Below are 16,509 nucleotides of genomic sequence, written 5' to 3' on the forward strand. Positions count from 1 at the left end.
TGTGAGTTCGGGGAGAGTTGATGTCCGAGATCAAGCATCGCGATTCGGGTTCGAACCGAACCGTCACCATCGTCCTGTGCTTCTGTGTCGCGGTGCTGGAGGGCTTCGATCTGCAGATCATCGGCGTCATGGCGCCCGCGATTCGTGCCGCAATCGAATTGACGCCACAACAGATGGGCTGGATCTTCAGTGCCAGCCTGATTGGGCTCGCCTTCGGCGCGGCCTACGGCGGCTGGCTCGCGGATCGACTTGGACGCAAGCCGGTGTTGATCGGCTCGGTAGTGGTGCTGGGTATATTCACCTTGGCGGCAGCGCTGGCACGAGACGTGAACTCGCTATTGGCGATGCGCTTTCTGGCTGGACTCGGCATCGGTGGGGCCATGCCAAATCTCATCGCGGTAGTCTCGGAAGTGGCGGCCAAGGGCAGGGTCACCGGGACCGTGTCGCTCATGTTCTGCGGAATGCCGCTCGGCGGTGTGCTGGTTGCGTTGCTGGCCCGCTTCGCATCCGGTGCCATCGGCTGGCAGGGGCTGTTTGTCATTGGCGGCGTGTTGCCGCTGATTGTCGCGGCGCTGTTGGCGTTGAGTTTGAAGGAGACTGCCGCCGCGCGTGGCGACCGCCAGCGACAAGCATCACCGGGCTATGTCCATAATTTGTTCGGCGAAGGGCAGGCGCTGCGCACGGTGCTGCTGTGGGTGGTGTTTGCGCTGACTTTGCTGCAGTTGTCGCTATTGCTCAACTGGCTGCCCTCGTTGGTGATCAACCGGGGCTTTGCGCCCGGGGATGCGTTCATCACGACCATGGTGGTCAACGTCGGCAGCATCATCGGTTCTTTTACTATCGGGCGGGCCTGCGATCGCTTCGGGGTGCGCTGGCCGATGTTTCTTGTGTATCTGGCCATGGCGGTTTCGTTGTCCGCGTTGGCGATCGCATCGGGGCGTGAAACGTTGTGGGCCGCGGCCCTTGCCGCCGGTTACTTCGTGCTCGGTTCGCAGTTCGTGCTGTACGGGCTTGCACCTCGTCTGTATCAACACCAGGCGCGCGGTGCCGGCGTAGGAGCGGCCGTGGCGGTCGGGCGTGTCGGTGCGATCAGTGGCCCGTTGCTCGTGGGCCTGGCGCTAGGTGCCGGCGCGAGCAGCGGCCGAGTCATTCTATTGCTAGTGCCGTTGGTCATCGCCGCGGGGGCAGCGTTGTTCTGGCTCACATACATTGCGAAGGATTCATTGAGCCGAGAGGCGGCGCCCGAACCTTCCGCTCACTAGGAACAACGTCCAGCCTGCAGCACCTGGTGACTGAGGCCGGAGTAGGTTACCGCCTGCTTCCCGCCTGCGGCGCCAGGTCGCGCCTGCAGGAACGGGTCGAAGGCTATGTTTCGACCCGTTAACTGCTCGCTCGCGCTGCTCAGACGCGGTGGGCGGCTTCGGCGTGTGGCTCGTCGATTTTGAATGCCTTGGTGAGCGGGATGAGCTGATACAAGGCCGACAATCCGACCAGCGAATACACAGTACGAGATAAACCCGATCCAGGTCCGAACAACGCGGCGACCAGATCGAACTCCGCGAAGCCGACGAGACCCCAATTGATCCCGCCCACGATTGTGAGAATCAGCGTAAGTAAGTTCAGGGTTTTCATAAATGCCTCTCTGCAACTGAGTGAATGACCCGTGTGCAACGTATAGAAGCTATGGCCGTTCCGCGTGGCGAGGAATTTCACATCGAAGTTAACGTGCATGCGCGTCAACCGAAGATGTTTCCGCGACGGCACTCGTGGTCGAGTACGTCTGTGCAGCAAATGAGGTGAGGCAGCTTCCGACGCCTTGCCGGAGTGCGACGACGCACGGGATCAGAGTGCACAGCGCCCAACAGAGTGCGCTTCGCCCGGTCGCATAGAGACGCGCAGCCCCGGCCAGTCCTGCTGGACCCTGTCAGCCAGCTCGCCCCCGTAACAGTTCTGGGCATCGCTCGGGCAGCTGAGCTTGAATGAGCTCCTCTGAAGTGCGTGGCGCACCGGTGGCTACCAGGCGTTCGCATCCGGCCTTCTTGTTTGCTGGCCGGTGCAGAACTGCAGGCCAACTGGCCCAACTCCCGTGTTGGGAGATTTGTTCCATCCCGATCAGTCAACGAGTGCCGACGAAGGTTGCGATTGGGGGTGGCGTGGAACCGACGGGCGGAAAGAGTTACAGTCCGTCATCCATCGTAGGACAATTAGTAACTCCGAAGCATGTTAGCGCCCTCGGCTGCGCCCGCCGGCGCGGAGCAGATTCCATCAGCGCAAGACGAGAATGCCTTTGCCGCCATCCTGGGTGTGCTGGGCGAGCGTTCCGGGGTCGATTTCCGGCGCTATCGGCTCGGCACCGTACGCAGACGCGTCCTGAACCGGATGCTCTCCGCGCGCACGCGCACCTTCGAAGACTACCTGCGCCTGCTGCGAGCGGATGCGGATGAAGCGCAGCACCTGTTGAGCAGGGTCACGATCAAGGTCAGCCGGTTCTATCGGAACGCGGTCACTTTCGATGTTTTGCGCGAGCAGGTGATTGCCGAGTGGGCGGCCCGGCGTTGCGATTCGCCGCTGCAAATCCTGAGCGCCGGCTGTGGGCGGGGAGAGGAGCCGTACACCCTTGCGATGTTGCTCGAGGATGCCGGAGTGCCCGGAACGGTCGAGGCAATGGATATCGATTCGCAGGCCCTCACGGCGGCGGCTGTGGGTCTGTACGACGAGGCTGCGCTCGATGAACTGCCGCCGGAGCTGCGACAGCGCTATCTGGAGCCCGAGGGGCAGCGCTTCAGAGTCTGCGATCCTGTGCGTCGGCGCGTCGGTTTCACGCGCCAGGACATCACGGCGCTGACGGCCGCCTCCCTGCAGAGGCAGTACGATCTCGTCTGCTGTCGCAACGTGCTGATCTATCTCGAACGCGAGATGCAGGAGCACACCTTGTCCACGTTGCTCCGTTTCATTCGTCCCGGCGGATTTCTCTGCCTGGGTGAGGCCGAGTGGCCGATGCCCCAGTTCGCGGCCAGTCTGCAGCCGCTGCCCCACAAGACAAGAATCTTTCGTCTGTACCCTGGAATCACCCACTCATGAGAAGCTGGCCTGATCTCAGCATCGCCCAGCGCCTGGCGATCGGCTTCGGTTTGTTCTTTGTCATCGTGGCGACGATGTTGGCGGTCTTCTTCAGTTGGCATGCAAGCAGCGCACGCATGCAGGAAACGTATTCCCAGCGAGTTGTGCCGCTGCGTGATCGCACCGTCGCGCTCGAACGAGGCATTTTCAACACTGGCATCGCTCTGCGTTCGGTCCTGCTCGATCCGCAGCCAGCCCGGGTGAAAGCGTTCGAGGAACAGGTGACGAGCGTACGCTCCCGGCTGGATGACCTTGCTCGTTCCGTGATGGAGGCGGATGGGCGCAGCGCGTATCTGCAGATTGAAGCAATCACGGGCGAGTATCTCCTGCAGGCCCGCGCGATCGTCCGGAGACGCCTGACGGGGCCTGTCGATCTGGAGGCCGAGGCTTCCATTGCGCGATTACGCGAGCAATTGTTCGGTGTTACAGGCGCATTTCAAGACATCCAGGCAGGCAAAGCGACCGCGGCGTTAGCTGAAATCGCACAGGTTCGCGAACGTATCTCCAAAGGGCTCGTCGCCATGGCGCTTGCGGCTGCCTTCATCCTCACGCCTCTCGCCGTGCTCACTGCGCGCGCCGTGAGTGGGCCAGCGCAGGCATTGGTGACCACCGCCGACGCAATGAAGAACGGGAACTGGAAACCCGCGCTCGATCTCGCGCCGCTGGTCGGGGCGGCGGGCAGATCGAGAGACGAGATGAGGCGTCTTGCGGATGCGATAGGTAGCGCTGCGGTTGCGCTCGAACGTCGAGAACAACGTCTACGCGCAGATGGTGCGCTGGCGGGCGCGGTTGCCTCGACTCTCGAGCGCGAGGAGCTGGCGAATCGAGCGCTGCAGGCGATCTCGAGCTATCTCGGCGCGATCGTCGGCATCGTCTATTGGGCGAAAGATTCGAACACGCTGGTGCCCTTTGCCCATTACGCGACGGCCGAGGTGGGGCCGTTTGCCATTGGCGAAGGGATTCCAGGGCAGGCGGCGCTGGAACGTCGGCCCATTTACATCGACCGCATCCCGGCGCGCTCGGAGTTTCAAATCAAACTGGGCTACGACTCGGCGCCGCCCAGCGTCCTCGCGGCGTTGCCACTCGTGGTGGGCGAGGCGCTCCACGGGGTTCTGTTGGTCGGTGCATTGGGCGAGCTTGCCGAGGACGCACGCGAGTTTCTTGCCGCCAGCGCCACGCAATTGAGCATCGGGCTGGAGAAGGTCCGCTCGGTCGAGGCGATTCAGGCGCTGCTCGCCGAAGTGCGCGAAAGCAACGAGAAAATACAGGCACAGAACGAAGAGCTGCAGGTCCAGAACGAGGAGATCCAGGCCCAGAGCGAGGAAATCCAGTCGCAAAGCGAACAACTGCAGCTTCAGCACGAGGAGATGCAGGCACAGAACGAGGAGCTCATTCAGCAGAGCGACGAGTTGCGGCGGCATGCGGCCGCGCTGGTCGATGCCGACGAGCGCAAGAACCGATTCCTGGGCGTGCTTGCTCACGAGCTGCGCAACCCGATGGCGCCTATCACCAACAGCCTCGTCATTCTGAAGCAGGTACCGCCGGGAAGCTCGAGCGCGCAGAAGGCTCAGGCGATCATCGAGCGTCAGGCAATGCATCTGGTGCGCTTGATCGACGATCTGCTGGATATCACGCGCATCAGCGAAGGCAAGATCCACATCCAGCGCGAACTGCTCGATCTGATCGAGGTGGTGCGTACGTGCGTCGAGGACCTTGGAGCGGCGTTCGAGCAGGCGGGAATCGCGCTGGAGTTGGATCTGCCGAACAGCCCGGTGATGGTCGCGGGTGACCGAGTTCGGCTTTGTCAGGTGATCGGCAACCTGCTGAACAACTGCTTGAAGTTCTGTGACACGTCGGGTCGCGTAACGATCTCGGTGCGTATCGATCACGCGCACGGTGCGGCGGTGGTCAAAGTGGCCGACAACGGCATCGGCATGGAGGCGGATCTCCTCAACCGTCTGTTCCAGCCGTTCAGTCAGGGCATCACCGGGCTGGCGCGGACCAACAGCGGCCTCGGGCTGGGCCTTGCGCTGGTGCGGGCGCTGGTTTCGCTGCATGAAGGTACGGTGGAGGCGCATAGCGACGGACCAGGTCGCGGCGCGCAGTTCACGGTTCGCCTGCCGCTCGAGGCCTCCGATTCGACACTGCAGGACGCGAATGCCGTAGCGCCCGATGTGCCAGTCGCGCTCGCGGCCGCACATCGGATACTGATCATCGAAGACAACGTGGATGCGGCTGTGACCCTTGCCGAAGCACTTCGGTTCGACGGCCACGAAGTCGCCGTTGCGCACTCCGCAGTCGCTGGTATCGAGACCGCGACTTCTTTCAAGCCCGATGTCGTGCTGTGCGATATCGGGCTGCCCGATATGAACGGTTACGACGTCGCGAGCGCGCTTCGCCAGAGCTCTGAAACGAGCGCCGCGCTACTCATTGCGGTCACCGGCTATGCATCCGAGACTGACAAACACCTGGCGAAGTCCGCTGGATTCGACGTCCACGTCGCCAAGCCGCTACGCGTTGCGCGACTCACCGAGATATTGATGACCGAAGCGGGCCGTCGTAGCGCCGCTGGCGAGAATCGCTAGCCAGCGCGTCCTTTCGCAAGGTCAAGGGCGGCGGCGATCTTGTCGCGCAATTCGTTCATCACGAACGGCTTCGCCACGACGGGATAGCGCTCGAAGACTCCCGATACTGCGCTCGTTCCATAGCCGGTGCTGAACATGAACGGAATGCCGCGTTCGCGCAGGATTTCGGCGACGGGCAGCGCCGAAACGCCCGCCAGGTTCAGATCCAGGATTGCAAAGTCGATTCGAGCCGTACGCGCCAGCTCGCAGGCCTTGCCCAGCTCGGCCGCTGCCGCGGCGATCTCGCAACCGAGATCCAGCAGCATGTCCTCGATGAGCAGCGCGATGGCTCCTTCATCCTCGACGATCAGCGCCCGCAGGCCGGTGAAATCAACCATTCTCGGCACAGCTCGCGATGGGCAGGATCATTTGACAGAACACACCACTGGGCTCGAACACCAGTTCGAACTGACCACCGAGATCAGTCTCGATGCAGCGTTCCATCAATCGTACGCCGAAGCCCCGCCGAGTTGGCGGTGTTACGGCCGGGCCGTCGCGCTCGCGCCATTCGATGCGCAACGCTGGACCCTGTGCCGTCTCGATCCGCTGTGATCGAAGCGACAAAGTGCCGTTCTCGGACGAGAGCGCACCGTACTTCGTCGCGTTCGTCGCAAGCTCGCCGAGCGCCATGGTGAAGCTCAACGCGGCGCGCGGGGTGAGGTCGATCGAAGGCCCTTCGATGGTCATGCGTGCCTGCGCACCACCGGCCAGCGGGGCAAGCACCTCTTCTGCCAGCGTGCGAAGGGGGGCGTTCTGCCAATGGCGTTTCGTGAGCAAATCGTGCGCTCGAGCGAGAGCCAGCAGCCGCGCTTGGAAGTTGTTTGCGAAATCCGCCAGGCTCCCGGCGTGCTTCACTGTTTGCAGCGCCAGCGACTGCACCGTCGCAAGCGTGTTCTTTACGCGATGGTTCAGCTCGTCGATGAGAGTTTTCTGCCGGTTCTCGGCATGCTTGCGCTCGGTGATGTCGACCAGCATGTTGATCGCGCCGGTCAGCCTGCCGTTCGCATCGTGCAGGGGCATCGGGTAGGGAATGAAAGGAACGCGACTGCCATCAGGGCGCTCCGCCACGGCCTCCACACCCCGGACCGGACGATCCTCCTTCAAAGCAACTGCCATCGGACACTGATCGTGCGGCAGCGGCACGCCTTCGGGCGTGTACAGGCGCCAAGTCACACACCATTGCTGCCCGGCCAGCGGCGTCCGACCAGCCATTTCTACCGCGGCCTTGTTGAAGAAGGTGATGCGACCTTCCGCATCGGTCGTGTAGACCGCCGCGGGCAGCGCCTCGAGCAGATCGCGCATATGCTGTTCGCTCTCACGGATCCGATCTTCCATGAGCTTTGCAGCCGTCACATCCTGGACGACTCGAACTCCGTGACCGAAGCGACCATTCGCGCCGCGCACCGACGAGCTGTACACATCGAGGTAAAGCGACGTTCCATCGGGCCTGATGGCCTGCTTGCGTATGACGTAGTTGTCGATCTCGCCCCGGATTTGACGCGCGTAAAACGCCGAGTCCTGTTCGCGGGAGCTTTCATGCGTATAGTCGAGGAAGCTCATCGTGAGCAGTTCTTCGCGGGAGCGCCCCAGCATCTTGCATAACGCGTCGTTGACACGAAGCAACCTGCCATGTTCGTCGACTTCGGCGATCCCGATTGTCGCGGCTTCGTAGGTTGCCGCCAGGCGGGCTTCGCTCGCGCGTCGCGCGGCTTCGGCCTCGTAAGTCTCCGTAACATCCATAGTGAAGCAGCGCGTGTTGATCATCCGTCCGTGTTCGAAACGGCAATTGGACGTGATCAGGACGTGCTTGATCGACCCGTCCTTCGCTCGCAGGCGCGCGGCGTAGCGCTCCAATTGTTCCCCGCTCGCCAGCCGGTGCAGGATGTCACCGATCACCGGCGCATCCGCATGAAACTCTGCGATGTGCCGCCCCACGTACTCGTGCTGTGAATACCCGAGCAAGTTCAGCTCGGCCTGATTCGCCCGTTGGATGATGCCGTCGCCGCTGACGACGTGCAGCGCGATTGCGCTGTTCTCGAAAAAATCTTCCAGATCCTGGTGCTTGCGGCGCAGCTCGTCTTCGATCGCTTTGTGAGCGGTGATGTCCTGGAAACAATTGATCGCTCCTTGAATCCTGCCGCGGTGATCCTTGAGGGCACGGATATTCACGAGCGCGACGCACCGGGAACCATCCGGTCGTTCTATCACGACCTCCGCGTTTCTGGTCTCGACGCCCGATCGGACCGCTTCCGCCATGGGACAGACTTCGTGCGCCAACGGTGCTCCGTCCGTCAGGAACAGGCGATGAGACCCGCAGAAGCGTTCCCTGGTTTCGGCCAACTCGGGAGCGCGACCCCATACTTTTGCGGCTTCGCTGTTGTACGCGACCAACCAGCCCTCGTTGTCGCAGATATACACTGCGCCCGGAATCGCATCGAGCGCGCTCGCGCCCGCCGCGACCAGCGCCTCATATTCCGTGGGGCGCCGGGCAGCCAGCGGGAATTCTTCTACGTTGGACATGTCGGTCTCCTCAGTCGGGGTCTCGACTAGTGAGTGGCCAGGCAACGGCGGCTAAGGTGTCTGCCGCTCACAGGGCGGGCCACGCATAGTCTACCAGCAAAGCATGGTGGCCTCCCTCGATTGCTGCCGGCTGAAGCTGTCGGCACAAATGTACGTGCCCGCCCACGTAGGCTTGAAACTGGAAACTGGGCCACACGAGTATGATCAGCGCCGCACGCGCCTGGCGGCTCAGCGTTGCTGCTTGCTCCTCGTGGGGGCGGTTCGTTTGTTCGCGACGCGGTGCTTGCGAGGGCCCCGGACCGGCTTGCCACCCGCGCCGCCACGGGGGCGAGCCGTTTTGGTTGGAACGGTTTTGGCGCGGGCGCTCGGTTTGGAAGGTGCGACTGTGCTCGTCGCATCCATGTCGCCTTCTGGCCCCTCGCTCATCAATGCGTCCTTCTCACGCTCGAGCTCTTGGGCATCCGCCGCGCGTATTCCGAAACGCGAGGCGACGTCGGGAGCGTAGCGAAGCAGATCCGGCCGCAATCGGATCAACGCAAGATCCTTGGCCTTCGCCTCGAGCATCACGTCGAAGTCGAGCCCCTGGGCCAGGCGCATGAACGAGATGAATTCGAAGGGGTGGCAGAAATCGGCGTGGCCAGTCCAGACGGGCGCGACATTGATGATCGTGTTCTTGCGTGTCGCGGGATCCTTTCGCTTGAGCTCGCGCAGCTCCGTGCGTGGCGAGGAGAAGTGGATCTTCGGGCGGACACCCTCGGGCCACGTGGCCACCATGCGAGCCAGCGTGCTGCGCAGATCCAATCGGTCCGGGTTCAAGCACCAGAAGTGCTGATGGTCGAAGACCAGCCGCACGCCGGTGTGCTCGTGGATCCACAGGGTGTCGGAGGCGCTGAAGCGGATGTCATCGTGCTCCAGCACCATACGACGGCGCACCGGTTCCGGCAGACGCTGCCAGGTTTCCACCCAGCGCTGGTTGCTCGCCGCTCGATCGCCATAGACACCGCCCACGTGAATCACCATCACGGCTTCCGGCCCCAGCTCCATCAGGTCGAGCATCTCGGCCTGCGAGGTCAGGTCCCAGATACTCTTGAAGGTCAATGTCGAATCGGGGCTGTTGAGAACGACGTACTGCGAAGGATGGAATGACAGCCGGATATCGAGCTGCCGCGCCTTTGCTCCGATCGCGCGCAGTTCGCTCGCGCTCTCTTTGACCATTCCGTGAAACTGCGGCATGTCGGGATGGGTCGCGTAAGGCGCCAGGTCCGAAGACATCCGGTACATGCGGATCTGATGTTTGGCGAGATAATCGAAGATCGCGTCGAGATAACCGAGGGAGACTTTCAAGTGCGGGTGGTTGGCCCAGCGACGCGAGTCATTGGACTTCAGATCGGGCTGGCCGAGCACCTTCACGGCGAAGCCGAGCCTCAAGTCCGGGGCGCTCATTCGGCAACCTGCGCTTCGGCGCCGAAGCCGAGATTGCCAACGAACTCGTTCCACCGGGCAACCTGCAAGGCTCCGCCCGACGCCTTGCGATGGCCGCCGCCGTAGCTGGCGTCGGTCACTGCAGGGGCGCGATCGCGAAGGAATGCCACGAGATCCACGTCTGCGGCCGCTCTGGCCGCGAAGTGAACCCAGCCCGCGCGAAATCCATGATTCGCGGCGATAACGACGCGGCGCTTCATCCTTTGGCTCCACATCTGCGCAATCAGCGGATGAATCTGGCAAGCCGAAGCGAATTGTATGAGCGCCACCTCGGCGTTGACTCGGGGAGCGGTTCGGCGCACGCGCTCGAGCTCGCTTCTGACTTCGTCGCGAGCGGCGATGAGTTGCGCGGTCTCTGGATGTTCGCCCGAAACGATTTCGCGCGGGTGCTTTGCTTTGAGCAGCAGCGCAAGCGCGGGGGTGGCATCGCCCGATGACGAGCGACGCGGCTGATTGATGAGCGTGGTCGCTGCTCGCAGTACGGTCAATCCATAGCGGGCTCGCGCTTGATCCATCTCCGGGAATCCGAGGCCCTCGGCCATGTCGCCAATGATTCCAATTGCAGCGAGCCAGAGCAGGTGCGTGGCGTCCGCCAGTATCGAAGCGCATCGATAGGAGAGCAGGCTGGACGTAGGAATCGGGCTCATCCCGAATCCAGTGATCAGAGTGGCTGCCGCGGGAGCGCCTTGGGGAACGTGGTGGTCCACCACTATAGTCGGCGTGCCTTCGCGGAGAACTCCGTCGCGCGCGCCCAGATCGACAACGATCAGGCCACCGATCTTTCGACGTGCCAACTCCGCGCGGATCTCCGCCGACCACGGATTCTCGCCGCGCCCAACCAAGCGAACTTCGGATTGCCGCCCGATCGCCGGCAGCGTTCTCGCAAAGAGCGTCGCGGATGCCAGCCCGTCCGCATCGTGATGAGCCAGTATCAGCACCGGCTCGTTTCCGAACGTCGCCAGGCCCGCGGCGAATGCACGCTGATGTTCGGCATCCGCGGCGGCGTTGTCCGGCGACGGAGGACTATGAGGGTTGCGCATCCTCGTTCTCCCGTTCTCGCCATCGAACGGGCCGGACTGTGCGAAGTTCCACGAAACCTCGCTCCCTACCGCTGAAAGGCCCCGCGGACGAGCTACCACCTAAGGTTGAGACTCAGGCCGCCATAGCCCGTGGCATCCGATCCGACACCCGAGGAATAACCTATCAGCGGGCTGACGAGCCAGTGTTCGCCAACGGGTAGGTCAGCTTGCAACTGCCAGGTGCTCGAGGTCGCATCCGAACGCGCGACGCGATCGCGGAAATATTGAGCCCCGATGCTCGCGTGTTGCAGGTGATATTTGCCTCCGATCCGATAGGAACGATCGATGAATGCCTGTTCGCGCCACACGCCGGCAGGAATCGCGTTCAAGCCCAGCAGGGAGGACAGCGGCGAGGAGGGTGCAGCCGCGTCGGAGCGGAGATCGAAGTCATATCGATAGCGCATCAAGCCAGCAACTATGCTCGCGCGCGCCGTCAGCTGCCAATCTCCATGAATGCCGAATCCAGTGCCGTTCGCGGACTCTTTGATCGTCGTGCTCACGGGCGATGAGAAAGCTCCGCCCGACCGCATCGTTTGTGTCGTCTGCGCATCGGTGGACCGCGCCAGGGCATCCACGCCGAAGCCACCCCGCACACCACGCCAGTCGAGCGCCGCGACCCAGGTCTGCTGTTTGAACCGCGCATCGTCCGAACGCTGTGCGAACTCGACGGCAGCGCTGAACGTTTGCCCGCTCAAGCCGAAAGCCGCGCCGGCGAGTCGCCTGTTGCCCGCCCCGGCCAGCGCCAGATCTGTTCTACCGAACGTTCCTTGTACCCACGCATGTTCGCCCAGCGAGAAGGCGAGCTTGCCCAGCCACTCGCGATTGCCGAGTTCGTCGCCTTGCACGCCCAGGGTGGCGGAGCGGGTCTCGGCGGCGCTGGCGCCGGCGTCGGCCGTGGCGAGGATCAGAGAATAGATCGCAAGCAAACTACGTTGAACGCTCATCGAAGACTCCGGATGAAGAGTGATGTCCGGAGGACTACGTCGCGAGAGGCTCGTTTCTTCCACGGCGCGCGGTTCGCATCGATCGCACTCGGCCGCCGCCGGTTAGATGTAAGTGCGGTCACATTTCGGGTTGGCGGTAAAAATGTGCCGCTCCTGGATTAAAAGACGGTCTCGGTTCGTATTACCAGCAAACACAACGGCCACACGATCGAGAACTCAGCACTTTGAGGACGATGATTCCTTACAAGGGTTTTCGCGTACTCCTTCCTTCTCGTCAGTCTGTGATGGTTGCTGTCTCACCATGGCCAGAGTCGACATGACGCGTGAATCCTGACGACCCGATCTACGAGCAGCTCGCTCAGCAGGAACATCGGAGGAGGCGCCCCGCTGCTCTGCTCCTGGAGATTGCCCGCTCCGAGGGGGCCTCCACACAATTGCTGAATCGGGTGCTGGTCGGCTTAGCGGCTTCCGAGGCCGGTGTGTGGAGCTATGACCTGCACTTGAAAAGGGTTTGGTTCTCGCGGCAGAAGCGTGGTGGGCTCGGCTTCGCGGAACTCGACGTCAGTCGGGTATTGAGACTGTGGCGGCATCTGCTGCATCCGGATGACTCGTTGCGGCTCAAGGAACACTTCGAGTCTTATCTGAAAGATCCCGTCGGAATCTTCGAGACCGAATTCCGGGCGCGGGGCGCGGATGAGTCGTGGCGCTGGATCCGCGCGCGTGGTCGCGTCATACGAGATGAGGCTGGGCTGGCCTCGCGGCTCGCGGGCGCATACTTCGACGTGACGAAGTACCGGGCTGTTCGGGAGCAGCTCGCAAGGGATCGAGATCTCTCAGACCAGATCGTCAACAGCCTGCCCGGCGTTTTCTACATCTTCGACGAGCAGGGCCGCTACCTGCGGTGGAATGACAATCTGGAGCGCGTCAGCGGGTATACCTCCCAGGAAATTGCCGCTCTCAATCCCTTGCAGTTCTTCAGCGGCGCCGACGTGGAGCGGGTGCAAGCGCGTATCGCGCAGGTCTTCGAGGCCGGTCCCGCCGAGATTCAAGCCGACCTTGTGACCAAGGACGGCGCCGCACAACCCTATTACTTCACCGGCCGGCTCATCGACTATGACGGGAAGCGATGCGTCATCGGCATGGGGATAGATATCAGCGAGCGCAAGCGCGCGGAGGCGGCGTTGCAAGCCTCCCAGAAGCGATACCGGGCGCTCGTCAACGAAATCGAAGGCGTCGTTTGGGAAGCCGATCCGAGCAGCTTTCAGCTGACGTTCGTCAGCGATTTCGCCGAGCGTCTGCTGGGCTACCCCGTCCAGCAGTGGTACCAGCCAGGATTCTGGTCGGATCATATCCATCCCGAGGATCGGGAGCAGACGCTGAGCCACACCATGGAATGCATCGCACGTGGCGAAGTACACGATATCGAATACCGGATGTGCGCACGTGATGGGCAGATCGTTTGGGTTCGTGATCTCGTCAGCGTGGAGGTCATCGAAGGCAAGCCACACCGGCTGCGCGGCGTCCTGGTGGATATCACGGAACGAAAGAAGGCCGAAGCGGCGCGCATCGAAATCGAAGCGCAACTGCGACAGGCCCAGAAGATGGAAGCATTGGGAACACTCGCCGGCGGGATTGCGCATGACTTCAACAATCTCCTGACGACGATCCTGGGCAATGCGCACATTGCGCGACAGGACGCCATCGAAGGCAGCACTGTGCACGAAAGTGTCGATGAGATCCTGAAAGCGGGCCGACGTGCGAAGGACCTGGTTCAACGCATCCTGGCTTTCAGTCAGCCGCAGGCGCAATCGTCGGAGGCCGTGGACCTCGAGGTTGTTGCGCATGAGGTCGTGCGCCTGCTCCACGCGGTCCTGCCGGCCGGCGCCGAGATTGTATTTTCGTCTGCTGCGCCATTGCCGAGCGTTCGCGCCGATGCTTCACAGGTTCACCAAGTCATTCTCAACCTGGCGACGAATGCGTGGCACGCTTTGGAGGGGCGCAACGGGCGGATCGATGTACGTCTGGAACGATTGGTGCTGGAGACCGCATGTGCCACGCATACCGTCGAGTTGCCCGCTGGCGAGTATGTCCGGCTGTCCGTGCATGACACCGGCTGTGGCATAGACCCAGCAACGCTGCCGCGAATCTTCGAGCCATTCTTCACCACCAAACCCTCCGGAACGGGCACGGGGCTCGGCCTATCGATCGTTCACGGCATCGTTCACAGGCACGGCGGGGCGATTCGAGTCGATAGCGAGCCTGGCGTCGGCACGACCTTTCATGTGTATTTCCCAGCCATTCACCAGGCCGCTGGCGCAACGGAAGTATTGGCGCCCGTCGATGAGGCACGGGGCCAAGGCGAACGTATCTTGTACATCGATGACGAAGAGCAGCTGGTGTTTCTGACTCAGCGGCTGCTTGAACGTCGCGGCTACCGAGTGATCGGCCACACATCGGCGGAGCAAGCGCTCAGCGCGTTCCGGGACGATCCTACCGCGTTCGATCTCATCATCACCGATTCCAACATGCCAGGCGTATCCGGAGTCGACCTGGCCAGGCAGGTGCTCGACATACGTCCCGATGCCGACGTGGTACTGACCTCAGGCTGCCTGCGGCCAGAAGAAATTGCGTGTGCTCGCGAGGTCGGAGTGCGGGACGTCATCTTGAAACCAAACACCATAGAGGAGCTGGCGCCCATGGTGCGTCGTCTGATCGATGACCAGCGGATGCGCCGGGCTGACGCTCATCCGCCCCGAGAAAGCAGCATCTGACACACTACTCGAAAACTGCAGCGGCCACATCGGCCGGCTGGATTGGCAAGCGTACGGTGAATGTCGTGCCCTGACCCTCGGCGCTTTGAAACGTGAGAGTGCCCCGGTGCTTCGCGACGACCGCGAAGGCGATCGCCAGCCCCTGGCCGGTGCCCTTGCCGATCTCCTTGGTCGTGAAGAAGGGATCGAAGATCTTGTCGGCGATGGCCGTAGGAATTCCAGTGCCGTTGTCACTGATGGCGATCGTCACGTGGTCGCCGTCCAGGGCAGTGCGGATGACGATTCGGCCGGTCGATACGTCCCTGCCTGCGGCCTCGATGGCATGCGCGGCATTCACGATCAGGTTGAGCAGCACCTGGCTCAATTCACTCACACTGCAGACAACCGCGGGCAGCTCGCCGAGATGGGTCTCGAGCTGCGCCAGGTATTTGTATTCGTTGTGGGAGACGAGGAGGGCGGACTTGATCGCTTCGTTGATATCCGCCGGCGCCAGTTCGTGAGTTCTTGGATGTGCAAGTTCCTTCATGGCGCGCACGATCCTGGCGACGTGATCGACTCCCGCGAGCGCCCGTTCGCAGGCAAGCGGGATCTCCTTGCGCAGAAAGTGCGCGTCGGTGCCGGCGAGGGCCTGTCTGACGTTCGCACACATCTCGGCGGCCTTGACGCTTTCATGCTCCAACGCGAGCAGCCCTTCGTACTGATCCTGGAGGGTCGCGAGATCGGAATACGCGGCATGCAGGAAATGGATGCTGTCACCGATGTATTGAATCGGAGTGTTGATCTCGTGAGCGACGCCGGCGGCGAGTTGGCCGATGCTTTCGAGCTTATGGCGTAACGCGAGTTGACCCTCCAGGCGGCGGCGCTCGCTGATCTGTGTTTGCAGCTCCTGGTTCGCGTTGCGGAGCTCGCTGGTGCGCTTCTCGACCGCGGCTTCCAGTTGCACCATGCGCGCCGCTGCTTCGCGGGACATGCGCCACTTCGCCACTAGTGCGGTTGCAAGTTGATAGATCTCGATATTGTCGAACGGCTTCTTCAGGATCAGCAGGCGATCGCGCAAGTCGAGCCTGCGCGCCATCTCCTGCCAGGAGTAATCGGAATAAGCGCTGCAGATGGCAATCTGCAGCTCCGGGTCGCGCTCCCACAGACGAGCGATGGTCTCCACACCGTCCCAGCCCGGCGGCATGCGCATGTCGACGAAAGCCATCGAGTACGGCCGGCCTTCTTCCTGCGCGCGGATCGACATGGCCAGTCCTTCCTCGCCCTGGTAGGCCGAGTCGAGCTCGAAGCCCGTCCGTGACAGTCGCTGAGTCGAGCCGAACAATGTTTCTTCGAGCTCGGCAAGCGCCACTGCATCCTGCTGCGATGGCAGCAGGATGCGGCGGAAATCCCGGTGAATCGATTCGTTGTCATCGATTACCAGGATGCGCGCGGTGGGCAGTGCGTGGACGGCGCTCATCGGATCTCCCTCACGAAGTCTGCACCGCATTGCCGATTGCAGTGGATGCGGCGCGCGTCAATCTGTCGGATGCAGGCGGGATAGGGGTGCATGGAGGTTTGCCGTTGCGGATGAGTGAGCAAGCACACGGAAGGGCAGCAGGTGAGCGCAATTGGATGTCGGCAGGCGTGAGCGCGACTTGAGCTGACTGCCGATGTGACTTTCTCGAAGGGATGTTCGCAAACAGGATGTTAGATACCGGAATACTCATCGCGTGTCGTTCATCCAGTCACGAGTCGGAGCGTGAGAGAAACGCGCAGCGGTGCGGCGGCATGAAGGCAATTCAACTACGCCGAACGGTCTCGTGGACATAACAACTGAGACGATCTCCCCGTCACCCCATCAGTCTCTCGCCTAGCGGCTCAAGTCGGCTCGAGCGCCGCCGACATTCGAAACATGCGCGCAGGTACGCAGTGCGCGCGTCGGTCGGTTCCCGACGGTTGACGAGCCGACGAATCGCACTCGCGTGCGTGC

The 16,509-nt window shown here is 62.3% G+C and carries 11 protein-coding genes; 4 read left to right on the forward strand and 7 right to left on the reverse strand.

All coding sequences use genetic code 11. The features are described from left to right. Positions 1–20: 20 nt before the first annotated feature. Positions 21–1,262 carry a 3-(3-hydroxy-phenyl)propionate transporter MhpT gene (gene mhpT / locus JM946_RS09195; RefSeq protein WP_203166994.1) on the forward strand — a complete coding sequence of 414 codons (1,242 nt, stop codon included), beginning with the start codon at positions 21–23 and terminating at the stop codon, positions 1,260–1,262. 139 nt (positions 1,263–1,401) lie between these two features. Here mhpT and JM946_RS09200 read toward each other — a convergent pair whose 3' ends face one another. Continuing rightward, positions 1,402–1,632 carry a DUF378 domain-containing protein gene (locus JM946_RS09200; protein WP_203166995.1) on the reverse strand — a complete coding sequence of 77 codons (231 nt, stop codon included), beginning with the start codon at positions 1,630–1,632 and terminating at the stop codon, positions 1,402–1,404. Between the two features lie 588 nt (positions 1,633–2,220). Between JM946_RS09200 and JM946_RS09205 the strand changes: the two genes are divergently transcribed. Both JM946_RS09205 and JM946_RS09210 read left to right on the forward strand, forming a co-directional pair. Beyond that, positions 2,221–3,081, forward strand: a complete 861-nt coding sequence (locus JM946_RS09205; RefSeq protein WP_203166996.1) for a CheR family methyltransferase — start codon at positions 2,221–2,223, stop codon at positions 3,079–3,081. After that, entirely contained in the window at positions 3,078–5,705 is a 2,628-nt protein-coding gene (locus JM946_RS09210) for an ATP-binding protein (RefSeq protein ID WP_203166997.1), read from the forward strand. The genes JM946_RS09205 and JM946_RS09210 overlap by 4 nt, the downstream gene beginning before the upstream one ends. On the opposite strand, the gene JM946_RS09215 is transcribed toward JM946_RS09210, so the two are convergent. From JM946_RS09215 to JM946_RS09235, 5 genes are all read right to left on the reverse strand, one after another. Beyond that, entirely contained in the window at positions 5,702–6,082 is a 381-nt protein-coding gene (locus JM946_RS09215) for a response regulator (protein ID WP_203166998.1), read from the reverse strand. The two genes, JM946_RS09210 and JM946_RS09215, sit on opposite strands and share 4 nt — an antisense overlap. Continuing rightward, positions 6,075–8,264 (reverse strand): PAS domain-containing sensor histidine kinase, encoded by a 2,190-nt coding sequence (locus tag JM946_RS09220; protein WP_203166999.1) that lies wholly within the window; start codon positions 8,262–8,264, stop codon positions 6,075–6,077. The genes JM946_RS09215 and JM946_RS09220 overlap by 8 nt, the downstream gene beginning before the upstream one ends. 228 nt (positions 8,265–8,492) lie before the next feature. Beyond that, positions 8,493–9,707 (reverse strand): UV DNA damage repair endonuclease UvsE, encoded by a 1,215-nt coding sequence (gene uvsE / locus JM946_RS09225; protein WP_203167000.1) that lies wholly within the window; start codon positions 9,705–9,707, stop codon positions 8,493–8,495. Beyond that, the gene (locus tag JM946_RS09230; protein WP_203167001.1) at positions 9,704–10,786 is read right to left on the reverse strand and encodes a DHH family phosphoesterase; all 1,083 of its coding nucleotides are present in this window, start codon (positions 10,784–10,786) and stop codon (positions 9,704–9,706) included. Before JM946_RS09230 ends, uvsE begins: the two co-directional genes overlap by 4 nt. Positions 10,787–10,878: 92 nt before the next feature. Beyond that, on the reverse strand, positions 10,879–11,769 hold the full coding sequence (locus tag JM946_RS09235) for a hypothetical protein (protein WP_203167002.1): 891 nt from the start codon (positions 11,767–11,769) through the stop codon (positions 10,879–10,881). Between the two features lie 323 nt (positions 11,770–12,092). Here JM946_RS09235 and JM946_RS09240 point away from each other — a divergent pair, with 323 nt between their 5' ends. Next, positions 12,093–14,540 (forward strand): PAS domain-containing hybrid sensor histidine kinase/response regulator, encoded by a 2,448-nt coding sequence (locus JM946_RS09240; RefSeq protein WP_203167003.1) that lies wholly within the window; start codon positions 12,093–12,095, stop codon positions 14,538–14,540. A gap of 4 nt (positions 14,541–14,544) precedes the next feature. On the opposite strand, the gene JM946_RS09245 is transcribed toward JM946_RS09240, so the two are convergent. Further along, positions 14,545–15,996, reverse strand: coding sequence for a hybrid sensor histidine kinase/response regulator (locus JM946_RS09245; RefSeq protein ID WP_203167004.1), 1,452 nt, complete (start codon positions 15,994–15,996; stop codon positions 14,545–14,547). Between the last annotated feature and the right edge of the window lie 513 nt (positions 15,997–16,509).

The sequence above is a fragment of the Steroidobacter gossypii genome, assembly GCF_016801985.1.
GTDB lineage: Bacteria > Pseudomonadota > Gammaproteobacteria > Steroidobacterales > Steroidobacteraceae > Steroidobacter > Steroidobacter gossypii.